The sequence below is a fragment of the Marinomonas pontica genome (genome assembly GCF_026191375.1).
Classification (GTDB): domain Bacteria; phylum Pseudomonadota; class Gammaproteobacteria; order Pseudomonadales; family Marinomonadaceae; genus Marinomonas; species Marinomonas pontica.
The window spans coordinates 41,116-60,667 of the sequence record NZ_JAODTL010000049.1 but is presented as its reverse complement, the minus strand read 5'-3'; the positions used below and the strand labels follow the sequence as shown (position 1 = coordinate 60,667).

Sequence of the window (19,552 nt, the reverse complement as noted above, 5' to 3'; positions counted from 1 at the left end):
GCCCTTGTTATATTGCTATGTGTCCTATGCGTTTAATCCCCAAACTTTTCGTTTTTGATGAAGATGTTGTACCTCCAGAGTTAAGAGCACAACGACGCCTGAACGAAGTAAGAATTCCTGATATAGCAAATTATCTTATCGAAAATACAGACAGCTATACTCTTTCGGCTATTACAGCTTCCATAGACGGACAAGTCCAATTTGAGCCTATGGCAGATACAGGACCAGCAGTTAATCTGGGACTACTGTCCATCAATATGGACACGCAAATTCTGGTTAATGATGGCCAGCATCGCCGTGCAGCTATAGAAATGGCAATAAAAGAAGCACACGAACTTGGGCATGACAATATCCCTGTACTTTTCTTTGTCGACGAAGGGTTAAAGCGAAGCCAGCAAATGTTTGCCGACCTAAACAAGCATGCAGTAAGACCATCTGACTCACTAAGTACATTGTATGACCACAGGGAAGCCTCTTCATCTTTAGCGCGCTTTGTGTATGAGAATGTTTCATGCTTTAAAGCACTAACTGATTTAGAGCAAACAAGTTTATCAAAACGAAGTAGTAAGTTATTTACTCTAAGCGCAATTAAACAAGCTTCTCGAATACTGTTAAAGAAAGGTGTAAAAGAAGGGATTTCTGATGATGAAATGGAGTTAGCTGCTAGATTCTGGAATAAGGTCTGCGTTAACATGCCCGACTGGCAGAAAGCACTCGATAAAAGTGTCTCCACATGCGATTTAAGAGAACAGTTTGTACATGCTCACGGGCTAGGCCTTGCCGCTCTGGGAGCTGCAGGAGCGGATCTACTTAGACAACATCCTTGTGATTGGGAAAAGTACATAGCGAAGCTTAATGAGATTGACTGGAGTCGATCTAATGTCTCCTTATGGAGAGGAAGAGCTATGGACTCTCGCGGCAGACTTAGCAAAACAAAAATCAATACTGTTTTGACCGCCAATATTATTCGTAGAGCGTTGGAACTTTCCATTAATGCTGACGACCAACTTATAGAAGATCAATTCAACTCATGACACAAAAACGTTCAACACTATATCCATCTATGGACGAAATGCTGGAAGCCTCTGAATTTGCAGGTCGTCCCGCTTTAGATTTAATAGGTGAAATCCAAGAACTATATTTAGAAAATGACAAGCCTTGGGTAATAGGGTTCAGCGGAGGTAAAGATAGCACCACTACTTTGTCATTAATTTATGTTGCTTTAACTAAACTATCTAAAGAACAACGTCACAAACATGTGTATGTCATTTCTTCTGATACATTAGTAGAAACACCTTTAGTTGTGGATATGATTAACAGTTCATTGGCTGCAATAAATAAAAATGCAATAGAATTAGAACTTCCTATCTCCGGTCACGTTGTCTATCCAAGTTGGGATCAAACATTTTGGGTCAATCTTCTTGGCAAAGGCTATCCAGCACCAACACAGAATTTTCGTTGGTGTACAGAGCGTATGAAAATCGATCCTGTTAGCGAGTTTATTAAAGATAAAATTGCGAAGTATGGTGAGGTTATTGTCGTTCTGGGTGCACGCAGCCAAGAAAGTGCTTCTCGAGCGCAGGTAATTGCAAAACACAAAATAGATGGCTCTTCTCTATCTCGACATAGCTCTTTACCCGGAGCGTTTACCTATATGCCAATCCAAGACTGGACGTTTGATGAGGTCTGGATGTATCTACTTGGAGCTCCTGCTGCATGGGGTGGAGATCACTTCGAGTTATTTTCTCTTTATAAAGACTCTAGTGCTGGAGAATGCCCGCTTGTCATAGATACCAACACACCTTCTTGTGGTAATTCACGGTTTGGTTGCTGGACATGTACAGTCGTTACTAAAGACCGAGCAATCGAAGGGTTGATTGAGTCAGGGGAAACATGGCTACAAAAACTTAAAGACTTCCGTAACAAGCTTTTCGAAACAACAGATCCAGCAAAAAAGATCACTTTCGAAATTACAAGCGCCGTACCGGTAGAGTCCAATACGCTCGCGGAAACATAGAAAACGAAAATATAACAGAAATAAAGACAATACCTGGGCCATACCTTCTTAAATTCAGAAAAGAATGGCTCAAAGAGCTCCTAATGATTGAGAAACACCTCAACGATGAAGGCCACCCTATAGAATTAGTCAGGCAAGAAGAGCTTTTCGCTATTCGTAGAGAATGGATGTTTGATCCGAATGAGCCAGATTGGTCTGATGAGCTTCCTAGCATTTACCGTGAAGTATATAACAAAGATCTAAACTGGCCAGACCAAGATGGCGGTTCGTTTTCACAAGAAGATGCAGAGCTACTAAAAAGCCTAAGTAACCAATATAAAACACCAACAGAATTAGTAATGAAGCTGCTAGAGCTGGAAATATCAATGGACGGTCTTGGCCGACGTAAAGGCTTGTTCAATAAAATTGAAAGCCTTCTAAAAAATGACTGGGGCTCACTAGATGAAATATTGGCTGAAAAAGAAAAAGCCAAACCCACCACATCTATAACAGACGGCACCAGTTACGATGATCAGTTGGCACAGCTAACCAAAGAATTAGAGGCACTCCAGTGATATTTAAAAAGTTATATTTGCAAGACTTTGGAGTTTTTGGTGGCAGCTTTGAGCGTAATACCATCGACTTACAACCTCGCGAGAAAGATGGTCAGCTTCGCCCTATCATCTTATTTGGCGGTTTAAACGGGGCAGGTAAAACAACGACCTTGACCTCTGTTCGCCTCGCCCTTTACGGCCGCCAAAGTTTAGGTAAAGCTGTAACCACTACCCGTTATCATGAGTTTTTGTCAGAATCAATTCACAACCCGCGCAATCAGCTATTAGCGCCTAACTCAGCCGCTGTTCAGCTGGATTTTGACTTTGGCCGCCGGGGTGAAGTCATTGATTACAGTGTAAAACGTAGCTGGTCAAAAAGCGGTAACAACGTTACAGAATTGCTTGAGATCTACCAGAATGGTGAGTTAATTAAGGGTCTAACGGACGAACAAAAACAAAGTTTTTTAAACGAACTGATCCCTATCGGCGTAGCTGACCTCTTCTTCTTTGACGGAGAAAAAATTGCCAACTTGGCTGAAGACGAAAACAATGCTGTATTGGCAGATGCAATCAACCGGCTATTGGGTATTGATATAATCAACCGCTTAAAAGCTGACTTGTCTGTATACCTGCGTAGCCAGAAAAAAGACAAAATGCCCGAAGATGTGCAAGCGCAGATCAACATCTTAGAAGCTATGTACAAAAAACAATACAACCTTTACCAAGAAGCATTATCTAACCTTGAAAGCAAAAAAATCGTACATACAGATCTTTTTGCTAGAAAAGAGCGCCAATTACAGACTGTTAATGAACTAGGTGGTGCTTGGGCGAGCTCTCGGCAGGCGGAAGAAGCAAAGGAGTTACAACTTCGTGAAGAAAAAAATAGCACTACTAATCAAATCAAAGCCCTACTGGCTGATACAGTTCCATTGAGCTTAGCTAAAACGCAAATCGATGCGTTGTTACAGCAGCTAACAGCTGAACAAAAGTTAAAAAAAGAGCGCTTAATTGAAGAAGAACTTAACGCTAGAATTTCTGCTATCAAACAATCCTTACTGAAGTCACTTGGTAGCGATTTCCAGCAACAGATTGAAAGTACAATCGAGGCTCAAAAACTTCAAGTCTCTAACGACTTCGATATTATTCACGATATTTCAGACTCTGAATTAAGTCGCTTACTACATATCGTTAATCTAGTCGTACCGAAACAACAAGCAGAAATGGAAACACTCTGCACTCGATTAGAAAAAATCGAAGGTGAACTAGAAGCCAGTGGAATTAATATTTCTCGTGCACCAGAAGAAAAACGTATCGAAAGCTACGTGGAAGAACTTAGTAAAATCGATAAAAAAATTGGTGCTATCGGATCAGAGATTGAACAGCATACCAAAGATGCCAAAGATGCCTTAAAGCTTGCCATGGACGCATTACGTAAGCTACGCGATCACGAAAAGCAATACAGTCTCAGCTCATCAATAACAAAAAGCATTTCTCTAGCAGAGAATACACGAGATCTATTATCTCAATTCGCCGTTAAAACTCGTGAACGTCGCATTGCAACATTGGAAAAAGAGTTCTTAAAATCCTTTAGCAAACTTGCTCGGAAAGATGATCTGCTTATCAAAGCACGTATCAACCCAGAGACCTATTCTGTAACTTTACTCGATAATAATGGCAATGCTATTGAAAAGCAGAAACTGTCAGCTGGTGAAAAACAGATTTATGCGATTGCCATGCTGGAAGCATTAGGCCGTACATCTGGTAAGGCGCTGCCCATAATCATTGATACACCTTTAGGACGTTTAGACTCTAAACACCGTAAAAACTTGGTGAGAAACTACTTCCCTACCGCAAGCCATCAGGTACTAATCCTTTCGACGGATACAGAAGTGGATGAAGACTTTTATCAGGAGCTTGCTCCAGAGGTTTCACACGCATTTGAAGTCGAATACGATCCACAAGACGGTTGCTCAACATACAAAGAAGGTTACTTCTGGCGCGCCTAGGCGCCAGCAGTAACTTAACTCATTAAATAATATAAATTAAGCGGAAACCAAGACATGTTGCCACAGAAAATGAAAATCTCCGACAGAGCCTTTACATCATTACGCCGCCTGCAGAACAACACAGGATTAACAGTAAACATTGGTGCGCGCTTGGCATTTTTTTCATCGATTGAGAGTGGACATACTTGGCAAGGCGAAGAGATTGAGCTTAAACAGCGTGAGTTGGATAAATACACATGGCTAGGCGACCACGTAAATTTAGTGGAAATGCTACTAAAACAAAAGTACCCAAACCTTGATGAGAAAGATTATTACAAGGCCTGGGCGAGTCATATAAACGATGGATCTCTTATTATAGAAAGCAAGCAAGGCATAATGGATATATCAAGAGAGATTTATAAAGCCTCTTCTTTTACTGTTGACTAATAACTTACCTTCAATTGATTCATCAATTAAAATTTAAAATAGATGACTCTTAACTGCTACCCTTTAATATTCTTTTTACTTGAGATTTTCCTATACCAGAAAAATTAAATGTTCCTTTATGTAAATCATCTATTTTTACATTTTCCAAAAATTTAAAATACTTTGATACTTCGTTAACATTTTCAATAGGTTGTTTTTGAAGAGTTTCCTTAAGAACCTCAAAGAGAGCTAAAAAACCAATGGTTTTTGTCGTGACCAAATCGGGGTTATCGAGCCAACCTAATGACTTTATTGTATCTAGGTAAGTTATAATAACTGTAAAGATATCCTTGTCTTGTCTGTTTATATATAAATTCCTAAGGGGAGCATTACTTCTCAAATCTTTTAATCTTTTACGTCCAGTAGAACCAAAAAAACCGATTGATGGATAGTATATCGGTCTTTTGTCGCATCATTTGTTATGAGTAAGCAAATAGACTCGACAATACATGCTGTAGATAAAAACCATTTGTGGTGTTTTTCATCTCCGTCAATAGATGAGTAAATATGGCCGTAAAGAGGGGATTTTTTATCTTTATTTAAGATTCTTGAAAAGTATATCGCCAATGTATCTGGAGACCAATTATCAATATCGGTATCTTCTAAATCGTATCCAAACAATTCATAAGCAACACTTTTATCTACTTTCTTTTGATTATAGTTAATTGATGTAAAAACCTCAGCTTGCTGCGCAAATGCCAAATCTAAATATACGCTACACAACACATCAAAATCTTCGAAACTATTGCTCTTGGCGGCCTCTTTTAAACCTTCTACTCTGTGTTGGCCATCAATAATAGATGCTAACGGTTTATCTGTAGGAATCTGCAACTTATTGTCAATAACTTTCCAACGTAAATCATCATTATCAACAAAATTACCTTCATTATCAAAGTTTGCGCTGAGTATTATGGGACTTGGAAAAGTAGCATTTGTAGCTCCTGTATATAGAGCTATTTGCTTTATACGCTCATCCTTCAACTTTCTTTGCACACCTGATAATTTGCCATTTTGATTGTATGCAGCCATAGAAAAGGTAACTTTCATTAACTTAGAAGCTGGTATTTTGAATACATAAAAAACACCTAGTGGTTGCTCTAATTTTATAGTGGTAGAATCGTAATACGGCTCTTGTTGCTTTGATTTTTTATCCATTGGTAATAGCTTCCATTGATGTGTCATCTTTATCACCGTCAGGTTTCCACTTAGCGGTTGGTTTAAATTCTTCTTTGGATGAGGAAAGCATAATCCAGAGCCCCCAAGTAACTACAACACAGAAAACAATCAAACTAATTTTGTTTTGGGACAGTGAAATATATAAAAGTGTAATTATAATAATCAGAACCACTACACCTAATACTGTACAATCTCTCAGTAAATCGTGCTTATATGTATTATCTTCTATATTCTTATATTGATTAATAAGTGCTATAACTCCATCTATAAGTACTGTTACTAAAAGTGGAACTATGTATGTAAATAGTGCTTCAGGTGTGTAGAGGCTAAAAACGTTATCCCAGCTCCAGACAAAAGAAGAACTGAGCATTGAGTAGTTTATCCCGAAAGTCCCCACAGGGATGAAGATAAGGAAAAACACTATTATAAACAATCTCGATTTAAAAGGTTTTAAAAATAGTTTCCAAAGATGCTCTATCATTTAACGGCCTCATTTTGGTAAACATAATGCATATAATTTCTATATGCATCACAAATTAATTCTTTTAATTGTATTAAAAAAAGTATCATATACGATCTCCCAATAAGGAGACCTTAACAACCCTAGCTCCTTGCTCAACAACACCATATTCATTCATATGCAAACCAACAGAGATACATTCACCTTTTTTCAACTTAGCCAACTCTTGTAACCAAGCTTTTTTACTTGAAGCTGGTACAGCCTGTTCTAATAATTTTGCGTAGCTATCAATCTCTGTTTCAGCAGGAGCAAAAAATAATTTGTGGGCGGCTTGAAATAGGCGATCCTGTTCATCTTTTTTCAAATTACTTAATGTTTGTGTCGCAAGAATTAACGACAAACCATATTTACGCCCTTCAGTTAACATTTTACCTAAAGGACTATCTAGCTTTTGATCTAAATTTTGAACTTCATCTAGTACTACTGGTAGAGGTGTATTCTTACTTCCATTTGTGCATGCATAGGAATATAAATCCCAAAGAATAAACTCTGTGGCTAATCTCCATATATCTCTGGATAACCTAGCAAGTTGAATTAACCTAGTAGTTGGATGTTGAGATTTAAAAATACCTTCCCAGCCTTGAGATGACTCGTCACAAGAGAAAAGATTGGCTCTAACCATAGGGTTAAGCTTATTAGCTAATGCTTCACCATGCTTACCTTCTTCTTGTAAGTCTGTTAACATCCTTACAAAGTGGTAATCGGCTCCATATAGATCAATACCTTTTTCAATTACTTTTATTAAGGTCGGTAACTGCTGACTCCCTATATCTGAATAAACGGCATTAAATACTGATGCTACCCTAGAAGCTACATCGTGTGATTTATCCGAAATTTTAAAGCCTGCAACTTCTTGAGTTTGTTTACTAAAAGGATTTAATTCTAATGGTTTATGAACCACTAAATCTGTTCTAGGTTGTACTTTATTTGTAAATTCAGGCTCAAGTTGTTCTGGTAAAAAACCATTGGTATAGTCTATTACCATCGAATTTAGTTGGTGCTTGGCGAGTTCCATCAATAACCCCTGAATGCAATAGGTTTTACCTTGTCCTGAACGACCAAAAACAATTAAGTGTCTATTCGCTAAGTTTTTATTGCCATACTCCCAATAAATGGGTTTGTGATTATCTATAGCCTGTCCAATTAAAACCCTACAACTTTCAATATTATTTTCACTAAAAGATTTTGAGCTATTGCTAATTACATTCTCGCTTTCAGAAGTAAAAAAACTATCAACGGGAATGATAGGTAAAGAGTTAATCGATTTGCTTTTATTAATTAATTCTAAAGATTGTTCGGCATTTCGCATCACATTAGTTATTTGATCAAAGCACCTTTTCAATACATGTTTATGGATACATACTTTTTCGTTTACTAATAAAAAAGCTTCTTCACGAGATGTAGAGTTGTCTAATGCTTCTCTGCAAATATCAGATAGTCCGGAATATCCAATATCATTTTTAGAAATAAGATTTTGTATAAAGTGATAATGCTTATCAAAACTCATCGAATGAGCTTTTAGCAAGGAAATATAGAAATATTTGTTATACTCTTTATTCAAGCGCTTATTTAGGTGTGATTGTATTTTTTCACCTTCAACAATTCGAGTTTCATTTTCAAGATATTCGAAAGCTAAACCCAGTGTGCCTTCTATATCTACACCATTAAATGCATTATCTACATGTGCGTAATGACTTTCATCAATGCGGACGATTACACCATCAGTTAACAGCTTATCTAAATAAAAGGAAGCATGACCAATTGACTGACTCCTGATTTTAGATGCTACATCCTTTTTAGAAAGCATTTTTAATGAGGTTTTAAATAAATCAACTAACACTGTCTTTTGAGAAGCAAGAGTAAATTCACTATCTAAGCTAACTGTATCTGCACCTGACTTACCATTAAAATAAATACCAAAGGGCTCGCCAAAAGCTCTGACAATATGTCTTACTATAAAATACTCATCAGAAAAGCCTATAGGCTTATATATATCAGCATGAAGGTTAACCGAGTTTCTTCCTGAGTGCTTATGTTCATTCAATTTTGAATAAACTTTACTTAATATTTGTTGCTTATCATCTTCACTAAGATTTAGGAAAGATATGTGCCTATAAGTTCCGCGATCTATTTGATATACATATTCTTTATCTGTTGCACGCATTAAATTAGGTTCTAATCTATCTACAAAAAACTTAGAACTTGATAGATGCTTTTCATTTGCATGCTTTTGTATTGATTCCCATACCTCACCATTTGGAAAGTCTAATAATGCATTAGTTATTCCTGGGACTTTTGATAAGGCTCGTGGTTTAACCTCTTCTTTATTTCTTTCAAGAATACCATCCTGAATCCAAATTGAAATTTGATTTTCAGCTATGGCTAACTCAATATTCATATTCTCATATAAATACCAAGACAAGTCTTCAATATTGGCAGGAGACTTATTCCATATCCAAAACTCTTCAAATACAGCTTTATTGAGGTTTGGGGATGTAACTTTTGTTATTTCATTTTCATTTAATGCACAACAAACTTCTAAAAACGAATAAAAGTTCTTATCTGTATTAAAATACTCTCGTAGCGAAGGGAATAAAGGTGCCCTTAACTCGCTAAGGTTCGCTTTGGTAATTGCCCATATAACTTTTGGTGAAATACTTAATTTAGCGATGAAATTCTTTTTTGCTTTTGATTCAATTTGTCTAATTCTTTCCCTCGTAATATCATAACTTTTACCAATCTCTTCAAGAGTTTCACTAGTACAATTGACACCTAAGCGTCTAGATAAAACATCATTATCACGTGTATTTTTTTGTAAAAAATAACTTTCGAGATCATTAATTAGGTAAGTTTCAAGATCATCTAGTGGGAGATCAAAATCCTCTAATTGTAGTGGGCTATCTTCCTGAAGGCTAACTGAAAAAGAGCCTTGATTTAAATGGTTAGTGAATTCGAAAAACCTATTCACTTTTGTTTTCCCAAAACCATTTATCTTTTCAAGTGATGGAACTCCGATATCCATCACTTGATTCACTGTTATATTTTCACCAAACTCTTTTAATAGGGTATTAACTAAAGCTCTATACTCATTAGTAACGTTGATGGTGCTCAGCTTAGGTGAATCGACATCTATAACTGGTTGTTCTACATTAGCTGTAGTTTTATCACTTGTTAAAGCTTCCTTTAAACGATAAAAAGATAAAATATCTGAGGACTCAAAATTTTCAACATGCTCTAAATCACTTTCTTTTAATGATAGTACATCTGTAATGTTTATATCTTTTTTAAAAAGGTTTAATAATTTTTCTACAATATTTTCTAGCTGATTTGGATAATCAAATTTTGCCACACTCTTTTGTAGAGCTTGGTTATTTACAGCATCTTGAGGCGTTGTATTTGTGCTGTCTTCAATATTTGTAGGATAGGTTACTTCAACAGAGCCTTTATCTTCTAAGGGCTGGTTGATAAAAGTGGTCAGTTCACTCTTAAGTAAATTTAATTTACTTATTTCTGGATAATCAGACAGCTTTTGGTATTTATTAGACAACTCTTCTATAGAGTTCTCATGGATCATTTTGACAAATTCATGAGGCAAGCGAAGCTTTAAAACATTAATTTCTTTATCTAAATCACTTTCAATTCGAGATCGTTCCATGCCTTCATTGACTGCTAGAGCTATACCTGCCGGATAGTTAGATAGGTCACAAATCTCATAATCACCTTGTAATAAAGAGTCAGGGTTATTACGTATTTTTGAAAAATAACTTTTTGGAAAAACATTATATAACTCAAACTTGTCAATTTGAGTTAAAACTTGCTGGATAAATAGCGAACGATACACTTTTCCTTTAAATGTTTTTGGCTCAAGTAAGCGCTTCATATGATCGGCTAATGCTTTAGTTTGCTTTACCGCCTTGGTAAAATCAGTTCCTGTCTTTCTAGTTTTTACCTCTAAGGGTAATAATACAAGTTGATCACTTTTAATTCCCACAAACAAAATATCGTCAGATAATGCACCTGTAGTTTTATTATGTAATCGAGCAGAAAAATCATTATCTTTAATTTCTAAGCCAAGATTGCCAGTGACTCTAAGCATTTCCCCTACCGAGAGAGGAATCCAGGTAATATCGCTCGTGATAAGTAGACTCGATAAAAACTTATACGCTGCAACAATCCCTTGCTTTTCCTTTATTTGTTTCTTGGTGTTTTCAGTTTTTTTCTTACCGGATTCTTTAACAATGCTTAATAACCATTGCCCATTTAATGCATTAAAAGAATTAATTAACTCATCAGATTGGCTTTGTAATAAATCTTTATAAAGGCCAACACGAGAGGATACTGTTATGGCATCATAAGCTACTGAGTTGGTATATTGATCTGCGTAGTGGATTAATATTGTATCTTTGGTATCGAAAAATTCTAGAGTCACCTTCGGGTCAATGATGCAAGTCCATAAACTTGAATCATATGACTTAGATAATTTATCTCTAAACGTATCTTTAACTGCAAGTACAGGTACGTTACCTTTTATGTATTTAGCCGATTTATCTCGATACGCAAAAAGTAACTGGTTATATAAGGAGGCTAAACTAAGAGATATATTCTCTGCTTTTACATTCTTCAAGCCAAAACCAGTGTAGAAAACTTCATTTTCTAAATAAGAAGCTTCACCAGATAAAACACCATTACATACAATACCTGATTTACCTTCATTTACATTATTTGATCGCAGAGTAACTTCTTCATTATTTTTGAAAAAACTTAAATGTGCGTAATCATAATCAGTAAATTCTCTTACTTTATGAATAGTGACATTTTTTCTCATTTTTAATATTAGGTCATCCAGAACATCTTCTTTATCTGAACCATTTAAGCGAACTAATTCACGTAGTTCTTCAATTTTTCTTGTTTCAGAAAACTCTTCAAATGCAGTGAAATGATATTGCTCATCGTATACATTAACTTGTATCTTCTTAGCATTACCTTTTGTTTTTTTATAGTAGTTTAAAATCCCCTTAAAAACGTGTGAGTTCCTTTGATTATTTATTGAGTTTAAAATTAAAGGCGCATCTTCACTTTGTTGAAATAACATATCAAAGCATGTCACAAAGTCTTGAATTTTCTCTTGTACTAACGATGATATGTAGTTATTTCCAGAGTCTTTTTGTGGGACGACTTCTAACCAAAGTTTGTTATTACTCAATGCTTGCGTTCTAACAAACCCTTCACCTTCATCAAATAATACAGGTAGCAGGCCCGCGGCATTAAACTTATCAACAGTCGTAGGCGGTACATGAATAAAAGAGTTTGTATTATCTACAAGTCTTAATTTGGCAAACTCTAGAGCATATGACAAACAAACAGGATGGAAAGGACTAAAAAATTCTTCACTCCCCTTTTTGATCATTCCTAATTTCATTAAGTTACGGCTTCTTTGGCTTAGTGCTTCTTGAGGAATACTATCTAATTCAGCTTTAATATTAAGAAGTACAGCTTCAATTAAATTAAGCAGTTCAGTAGGCCAATTAGTAATAGATAATAAAGTCTCATTTTCTGTTAACCATAAAAATAATGTTTTATATGCTTGTACTACTTTAGGATAGTCGTTCTCTATATCATTTAGATACAACGAGTTGGAGGTTTCATCATCAAAATATAAAACACCTTCGCTGATGATTTTATACTCATCAATACATAGTTCTTTTGCTTTTACAGAAAGCTCCTTCTCTCTTCCACTGATAATAACTCTTGAGTTTGATGGTTTGTATTTAGGTATTCTGTCATTATCAAATATATCTATGCCTCGTTGTGTATCAAATAGACTAGGCAATTTGACACTTTCAATAACTTTTGTACCTGTAATGCTAATAGGTAAATGGTAGTCGTTTAAAACTAACTCAAAATTACCTAAGATATCTCCTTCATAGCTTTGCTTGAAGTTAATTTCTTTTATACCCTCACAATTAATTTCACTTTCAGAACCTGTAAAGTTATGAACATTAAGGTTTTCTGGATTGAGGGATAGTTTATCTTGAACATTTTCAAGAATGAGTTTGCCTTTATTCCTTTTTATTTCAATTTCTATTTTTTCAAAAAAGTTTTGTAAATAGAAAGTTTTCTGTTCGACAAAACAACAGTTGAATTGAAAGCATTCTCTTTGAGAAGGACGCATAATTTTCAACTGTAGAAAAATAGGTTTACCATCAAATGCTATTTTTACATTTAGTGTTGAATGTTGCTCATGATTAGTAGTACTTATGCCAATTTGATTCTTCTTAAAATCACCATGAAGAGTAATTTGGTCTTGTTTTAGTGCAGGCTCTCCTCTTGTCATCCTTATCTTTAATTCAATAATTCCAGGAGCTACTTCACCTATTAAGGATATGTTTTTTCTGGCAGATCCTACCTCAGAAAGTCGTTTCCAATCTTCGAGTTTAGAGCCGTTAATCTCGATATCAACAAGGTCTAAGTTTCTATCCTTATTCCGTTCAATTTCAGCCTCTATTTCTGAAAAAGTTCTGTCTTTATATTCATTCTTATTTTTACCTGTAAATTGTTCTTTAATAAAGCGCTCACTAAAGCCTTTATCCTCCAGCTGTCTTTGTAGTTCTACAGGTTCTTCTCCAAAGTCATGTACTATACCGCTAATTATTTTTGACAAAATAGCATTTTTATCTAGTTCTCTCTTAAGTTCTTTTTCATTACTAATATCTGATAGTCTTGGCTCTGGAAAAAATCCATGTTCCTTTAGGTCAATTCTTTCTTTATGGATAGATTTATAGAGAGATTCATAACCAAAAATACTTAGATTTTGATCTTTAATTTTCCGTTCTGTGCTAGTGACTAAATATTTAAAAATTAACTCGTCTTTAATCCCTTTCCCATGTTTTATTAGTGCATCATTCACATATCTAGGTGTGAATACACTATTGTTTAAACTTACATCGATAAATGTAGATGTAAGTGTCTCTAATGAACTATTGTTGATTACAAATAAGATTGCATTGTCAACATCATTTAGCGCATCTCTAATGCTAGCAATATAATCTTCATGATTCGAGTTATTATCTTGATCACCTAGGTGGTGTAACATGACAATAATTTTTTTACCATTTTCAGTCTCTATATAATTCAACGTAGATTTTCCAATGACAAGAGGTTTAAAGTTTAAATTTTTAAACCCGTTATACAACTGAAGTGATTGTGCCGGATTAGAACTGATAAAATGATATTTAGTATCTATTGAATTTGACGTTGTTATAAATTGACAAAACAACCCAGCTAAAAATTCTTCAAATGGTAGTTTTGACATAGACTGCATCCCCGCTGTCACTTAATTTTTCGATATTTCCTACATTTTCGTAGAATTTCAATAAGGCTTTCTTGGACATAATATCCAACCAAATGCCACGTTCTTTAAAGCCTTCAATTACATCATCAATAAGAAGTTGGCTTTCTAATGAGCCACTTATAATTAGATTAGTAAGCAGTAATAACATATTGGAATTTAAAACAAAATATTTACCAGCAGCCTTTCTATCAGTAATAAACTCAGCTGCGAATTTTTTTTCAAATATTTCAACGACTTTCTTATTAGCATCTTTTCTTGATGTTTTTTCGAATATTTGTTTCTGTAAATTAAGGCCGGAGTTAACTGCTGCCTGAAGTGAATCTTCATGCCTATAACCCTCATCAAACAGTTGCCCTATACATTGATTAAGCTGATTTACTTTAGGAAAAAAATCACTACTATTAATTAACTTCCAACTTGGCTCTTGTGATAGCTGGCTAAAATAACCTAAGTAAGGAAAAAGATACAAAGCAATGCCATTTGTTTTACTAAATAAATGATCGTACCCATATTGATTACATTCATGCCTTTCTTTACTTGCCCTCTCTGTTTCTAATATAAAATAAAGAGGTTTAGCTGTAGGCGTTGTGTATCGATTACTGGGAATGCAAAGGTGCTTGGTTAGTTGAGTTAAATATAAAAATGTATAAATATTTATAAAACCTTCTAACTCGCTTAAGAAATAGCTGGGATTTTTTGTTAGCGTTTTAATGTCTTTTGAAAATGCTTCAGCTAAAAATGGTAAATAGGTAATACTACCTTCATTGAAGGTTTTAGTTTTACAAAGCTGTTGAATTTTTTCTATCAATAATGACTCAAGCGGGTTATTTCCACTAGATATTAATTTTTCACTTAAGGGTGATATTAACAACCCCTGAACAATTTTTATCATTGTTTTGGTTCTAGATGTTAGCGTTTCTTTGTTGCTCACCAAGTATGCCAATGGCGTGATGTTATTTATAGCATTTGTGGATAGGTAAAGTTCATCAAATACATCAACTAACTCACGGGTATCTCTACTATTTCGAAAAGACTCTAGCACTTCTTCTTTTAGCTGCTCTCGATCTCTTTCCCCTAATGATAATTGAAATAAATCTTCTATAAGTGATTGATAAACTCTATCCCAATCTAACTTATGATCTTTAAGTGTCTGAGGTCCGATGGGTAAGAATTGATCTGCAACATTGCTATATGCTGAACTATTATTGTTTTCTACAAGTTTCTTTACATCTGAAATAGAAGATTCGATAATACTAATATGTTCCATTCCTATACCTCAACTGTATATCTACTTCTATTTTTACTAACAGAAATAGTTTTATTATTGCTTATCAATTTCATTGATTCGGTTTTTATAGTTCGGTCTACAATATGTGAAATAAGCTCATCAAACTTAGCAATAGTTTCTAAGTTTTGACGGTTGGGTCTAAAACCATTCGAGATAAAAACAGCTTGAATCATTGTATTGAGATCAATATTAAATATATAGACAGGTTCATTGTTTATAATTAGCGGAATTGGGATTATGTCTGTTGATTTTAATTTATGACTTTCTATCCAGTCTAAGTCTGCTTGAATATTCACCTTGTTACAGATTAAATAATCTTTTAGCTTTCTACTAACGATAAAGCCATCAACCTTAAAAGGTAAAAGTCTATTAGAGTATTCCAATGCAGAATTAACTATTAACTCTTCTACAATGTTTAAACATAAATCTTCGTCTTCACTCGTTAGTTCACTTTTTTGAAATATATTAATTAAACTCAAGTAATTTGTGAGCGATTTTTGTAAAAATGTTTTTTTTGAGAAATCAGCTAATGATGATTTTAGAGTTTCTTCCCCCAAGAGATATGCGGCTCTCACAATTCCTTCAGGGGTTAATATGAAGTTAGTAAAAGATGTCAGTATGTTAATGTCATCTTGCACTACAGATGACAAAGTTTGAGTAGTATATTCGAGGTAAAAGCTATCTAGTACTTGACTGCGTAACTTAATCGGATCTAATTTCGTAAAGCATCGGCTATATTCATTATCAAATTTAGTAAAAACATTTCCAACAATGCCATTTTCATTTTCCATTGTTAATATTTGATAGATAAAATCCACGAAAATTCGGGGGATAAGGAATTGCTCTTCTAAAAGTCTCGCTAATCCAAATAGTTCAATTAACTTATTTTGAAATGAAGGTAACGATAAAACCTGAAAGTTTTTCGAAACGTAAGAGTTTTTTTCTAATTTGTAGCATTTATAGAAAGGGTTATTTGGTGATTCTTCCGTGAGTTTACCTAGAAATTTAGATATGAAATCTGAGGTTATTTTGGAAGATGAAAAATTTAATCGTGGATAACATTCGAAATCATAAAAACTAACTGTTTTTGATACAAAGCCTTTTATATGTCTATTTTTAAAATAATCTTCAAAAGACTCTTTGATATCATTATGCCGATTGCTTCCTTGCTTAATATACTTTTGAAGCATCCCAATGTTGATACCAATAGCTAAAGGTTTGTTGCTTAGCTTAAACAAATCAAACTTTTCATCTAAACAGTCTATAGCTGATTTGTGTTGGCTATTACTATGGGTGGCATCTAAATGGAAATCGATTGAATTACAAAATTTTTTGTATAGCTGAGTCAAGATTTCAGATTTTCCATCTCCTGAGCTTCCACATAAACAAATAATGCTATTAGTGTGCGTCCGTGTCAACGCGTCTTCTAATGCACCTTCAAATTCGGTCTGAATATCAGGAGTAATATAAAGATGATCTTTTAGCTCTTGTAGTTCATCTACAGTATTATCTGTGCGTAATGTTGATACAGAGTATTTCGAAGACTTTGAAAGTACACTAAATGCTTCCACTAATTTCAATTTTTAATCCCTATTAATCAAAAAAAGTTTCTTTTACTATACTGTAAAGGTCATGCATTTTGCTACATTTTTGAGGAATAGGACACAAATGGGCCAAAGGTGGGACAAAAATGGGCCAAAATCAGATACAAAAAAGCCGAACACTGGGTTCGGCTTTCGTAACTTACTGAGGAGTAAGTATAAATTTTGGTAGGACTAAGCAGATTCGAACTGCTGACCTCTACCATGTCAAGGTAGCGCTCTAACCAACTGAGCTATAGTCCTAAAAAGTGTTGGCTATTATACGCAGAGGTTTGGTTTTGACAAGCCCTCGTTGGTATTTTTTAAAGTCTTTGTTTTCACACCATTATTCGTTAACTGGAACGAGCAATTCATGGCCAATCACTTCGTCTATTAAACCATACGGCACTTTGTATTTTTTACCTTTAAACTTAACGAGCGCATAGTCATAGCACATTTCGATGACGGTGCAATTCACTATCACGCCGTTGTCGATAACGCGGACTATATTGTAATTCCGTAAAGTGATGGCCATTTTAGGCTCCTTTTTGTTTTCAAACCTAAGGTCTAGGACTCTCCAACGTCTTTTAATTTTTTCTGTAGCTGGCGAATCTGATCTCGATAACCCGCCGCCAGTTCGAATTTCAGCTCTTCAGAAGCTTGAATCATTTCTTTTTGCAGTTGAATCATAGCTTTACGTACTTGTGCCACGTCTTCCATGCTTTCCACTTGGTAATCTTTGGCGGTCTCGGCGACTTTTTTCGCCTTGCTGCCACGCTTGCCTGCGCCAGGGTTGTACGCGCCTTCCATGATGTCTTCAACGGATTTTGTAATACCGGTTGGCGTAATACCATGTTCTTCGTTGTAGGCTTTTTGTTTTTCACGGCGACGATCAGTTTCACTGATCGCACGTTCCATGGAACCCGTGATCCGATCCGCGTACAAAATGGCTTTACCATTCACGTTACGGGCGGCTCGACCTATGGTCTGGATGAGGGATTTTTCAGACCGCAAAAAGCCTTCTTTGTCCGCATCGAGAATCGCAACCAAGCTCACTTCAGGAATGTCTAAACCTTCCCGTAATAAGTTGATCCCAACCAAGACATCAAACTCACCCAAGCGTAAATCACGAATGATCTCGACACGCTCAACCGTATCAATATCTGAATGAAGATAGCGCACACGAATACCATGATCACTCAGGTAGTCACTCAAGTCTTCTGCCATACGCTTTGTCAGCGTTGTCACGAGCACACGCTCCCCAATAGGAACCCTCAGGTTGATTTCAGACAGTAAATCATCCACTTGAGTAGCGACTGGGCGAACGTCTAAAATCGGATCGATCAACCCAGTCGGACGGACGATTTGCTCCACTACCCAGTCTTGATGCTCTTCTTCATATTTCCCCGGTGTGGCGGAAACAAAGATGGTTTGAGGCTTAATTTGTTCCCATTCTTCAAAGCGCATTGGACGATTATCAAGAGCCGAGGGCAAGCGGAAGCCATATTCCACTAAGTTCTCTTTACGAGACCGATCACCTTTGTACATGGCGCCAATTTGCGACACAGTCACGTGAGATTCGTCGATCACCAACAGTGCGTTAGGCGGCAGATAATCAAATAGCGTCGGCGGCGGTGAGCCTTCTTCACGACCAGACAAATAGCGAGAGTAGTTTTCAATCCCTGAGCAATAACCTAGCTCTTGCATCATTTCCAAATCGTATCGCGTTCGTTGATCAAGACGCTGCAATTCGACAAGTTTATTAAGGGATTTTAATTGCTCAAGTCGCTGGTCTAATTCTACCTTGATACGGTCAATTGCCCCTTCGATTGTTTCTCGTGGTGTGACGTAATGCGTCTTTGGGTATATGGTCACACGGGGCACTTTTCGCAATGTTTTATTGGTTAACGGATCAATCATCGATAAGTTTTCGACTTCATCATCAAACAATTCGATACGAATAGCCGTGTCTTCAGAGTCTGCAGGAAACACCTCTATAACGTCGCCGCGAACACGAAAATTACCGCGCTCCAATACCAAATCATTGCGGCTGTATTGCAGTTCAGCCAAACGACGCAAGACATCTCGCTGGTCTATTTTGTCACCGCGATCAAGATGCAACATCATTTTTAAATAGGATTGCGGATCCCCCAAACCGTATATGGCGGAGACAGTGGCGACAATAATAACGTCGTCGCGTTCCAGTAAGGCTTTGGTCGCTGACAACCGCATTTGCTCTATGTGTTCATTGACCGAGGCGTCTTTTTCAATAAAGGTATCGGACGCAGCCACATAGGCTTCAGGTTGGTAATAGTCGTAGTAGGAAACAAAATACTCTACAGCGTTATGAGGGAAAAACTCTTTAAATTCGCCATATAACTGTGCTGCCAAGGTTTTGTTGTGCGCCATGACAATGGTTGGGCGTTTCACTTGCGAGATAACATTGGCAATGGTGTAGGTTTTACCCGACCCCGTCACCCCAAGCAGGGTTTGATGAGCCAAGCCAGCTTCCACCCCTCGAACCAATTTTTCAATGGCTTTAGGCTGGTCACCCGCAGGCGAATAAGATGAAACAACTTGAAACTCTTGCGACACAATTTTTTCCCTAGGCTTTAC

13 protein-coding genes and 1 tRNA gene are annotated in these 19,552 nt (G+C 36.1%); 5 read left to right on the top strand and 9 right to left on the bottom strand.

Annotation, left to right across the window (positions count from 1 at the left end):
- From dndB to dndE, 5 genes are all read left to right on the top strand, one after another.
- Nucleotides 1-1,034 (top strand): DNA sulfur modification protein DndB (gene dndB, locus N5P32_RS13550; protein WP_265729562.1); only part of this gene is annotated, 1,034 nt, incomplete at its 5' end.
- The gene (gene dndC, locus N5P32_RS13545) at nt 1,031-2,017 is read left to right on the top strand and encodes a DNA phosphorothioation system sulfurtransferase DndC (RefSeq protein WP_265729561.1); all 987 of its coding nucleotides are present in this window, start codon (nt 1,031-1,033) and stop codon (nt 2,015-2,017) included. The genes dndB and dndC, both read left to right, overlap by 4 nt.
- 83 nt (nt 2,018-2,100) lie before the next feature.
- Nucleotides 2,101-2,571 carry an adenine nucleotide alpha hydrolase family protein gene (locus N5P32_RS13540; RefSeq protein WP_265729560.1) on the top strand — a complete coding sequence of 157 codons (471 nt, stop codon included), beginning with the start codon at nt 2,101-2,103 and terminating at the stop codon, nt 2,569-2,571.
- A complete protein-coding gene (dndD, locus tag N5P32_RS13535) occupies nt 2,568-4,556 on the top strand; it encodes a DNA sulfur modification protein DndD (RefSeq protein WP_265729559.1) in 1,989 nt (662 codons plus the stop codon). The genes N5P32_RS13540 and dndD overlap by 4 nt, the downstream gene beginning before the upstream one ends.
- Before the next feature lie 54 nt (nt 4,557-4,610).
- Nucleotides 4,611-4,982, top strand: coding sequence for a DNA sulfur modification protein DndE (gene dndE, locus N5P32_RS13530; RefSeq protein WP_265729558.1), 372 nt, complete (start codon nt 4,611-4,613; stop codon nt 4,980-4,982).
- A gap of 49 nt (nt 4,983-5,031) precedes the next feature.
- Here dndE and N5P32_RS13525 read toward each other — a convergent pair whose 3' ends face one another.
- From N5P32_RS13525 to uvrB, 9 genes are all read right to left on the bottom strand, one after another.
- On the bottom strand, nt 5,032-5,361 hold the full coding sequence (locus N5P32_RS13525) for a hypothetical protein (protein WP_265729557.1): 330 nt from the start codon (nt 5,359-5,361) through the stop codon (nt 5,032-5,034).
- A 5-nt stretch (nt 5,362-5,366) separates the two neighbouring features.
- Nucleotides 5,367-6,203: a DGQHR domain-containing protein gene (locus tag N5P32_RS13520; protein ID WP_265729556.1), complete on the bottom strand. Its 837-nt coding sequence runs from the start codon at nt 6,201-6,203 to the stop codon at nt 5,367-5,369.
- A complete protein-coding gene (locus tag N5P32_RS13515) occupies nt 6,169-6,567 on the bottom strand; it encodes a hypothetical protein (RefSeq protein ID WP_265729555.1) in 399 nt (132 codons plus the stop codon). The genes N5P32_RS13520 and N5P32_RS13515 overlap by 35 nt, the downstream gene beginning before the upstream one ends.
- Before the next feature lie 196 nt (nt 6,568-6,763).
- Complete coding sequence (gene dptH, locus N5P32_RS13510; protein ID WP_265729554.1) at nt 6,764-14,029, bottom strand: DNA phosphorothioation-dependent restriction protein DptH; 7,266 nt, start codon at nt 14,027-14,029, stop codon at nt 6,764-6,766.
- Nucleotides 14,010-15,335, bottom strand: coding sequence for a DNA phosphorothioation-dependent restriction protein DptG (dptG, locus tag N5P32_RS13505; RefSeq protein ID WP_265729553.1), 1,326 nt, complete (start codon nt 15,333-15,335; stop codon nt 14,010-14,012). Before dptG ends, dptH begins: the two co-directional genes overlap by 20 nt.
- Before the next feature lie 2 nt (nt 15,336-15,337).
- Complete coding sequence (gene dptF, locus N5P32_RS13500; RefSeq protein WP_265729565.1) at nt 15,338-16,927, bottom strand: DNA phosphorothioation-dependent restriction protein DptF; 1,590 nt, start codon at nt 16,925-16,927, stop codon at nt 15,338-15,340.
- Nucleotides 16,928-17,123: 196 nt separating this feature from the next.
- Nucleotides 17,124-17,200, bottom strand: a tRNA-Val gene (locus N5P32_RS13495).
- 82 nt (nt 17,201-17,282) lie between these two features.
- Nucleotides 17,283-17,471, bottom strand: a complete 189-nt coding sequence (locus N5P32_RS13490) for a hypothetical protein (protein ID WP_265729552.1) — start codon at nt 17,469-17,471, stop codon at nt 17,283-17,285.
- Between the two features lie 32 nt (nt 17,472-17,503).
- The gene (uvrB, locus tag N5P32_RS13485; RefSeq protein ID WP_265729551.1) at nt 17,504-19,531 is read right to left on the bottom strand and encodes an excinuclease ABC subunit UvrB; all 2,028 of its coding nucleotides are present in this window, start codon (nt 19,529-19,531) and stop codon (nt 17,504-17,506) included.
- Nucleotides 19,532-19,552 lie beyond the last annotated feature (21 nt).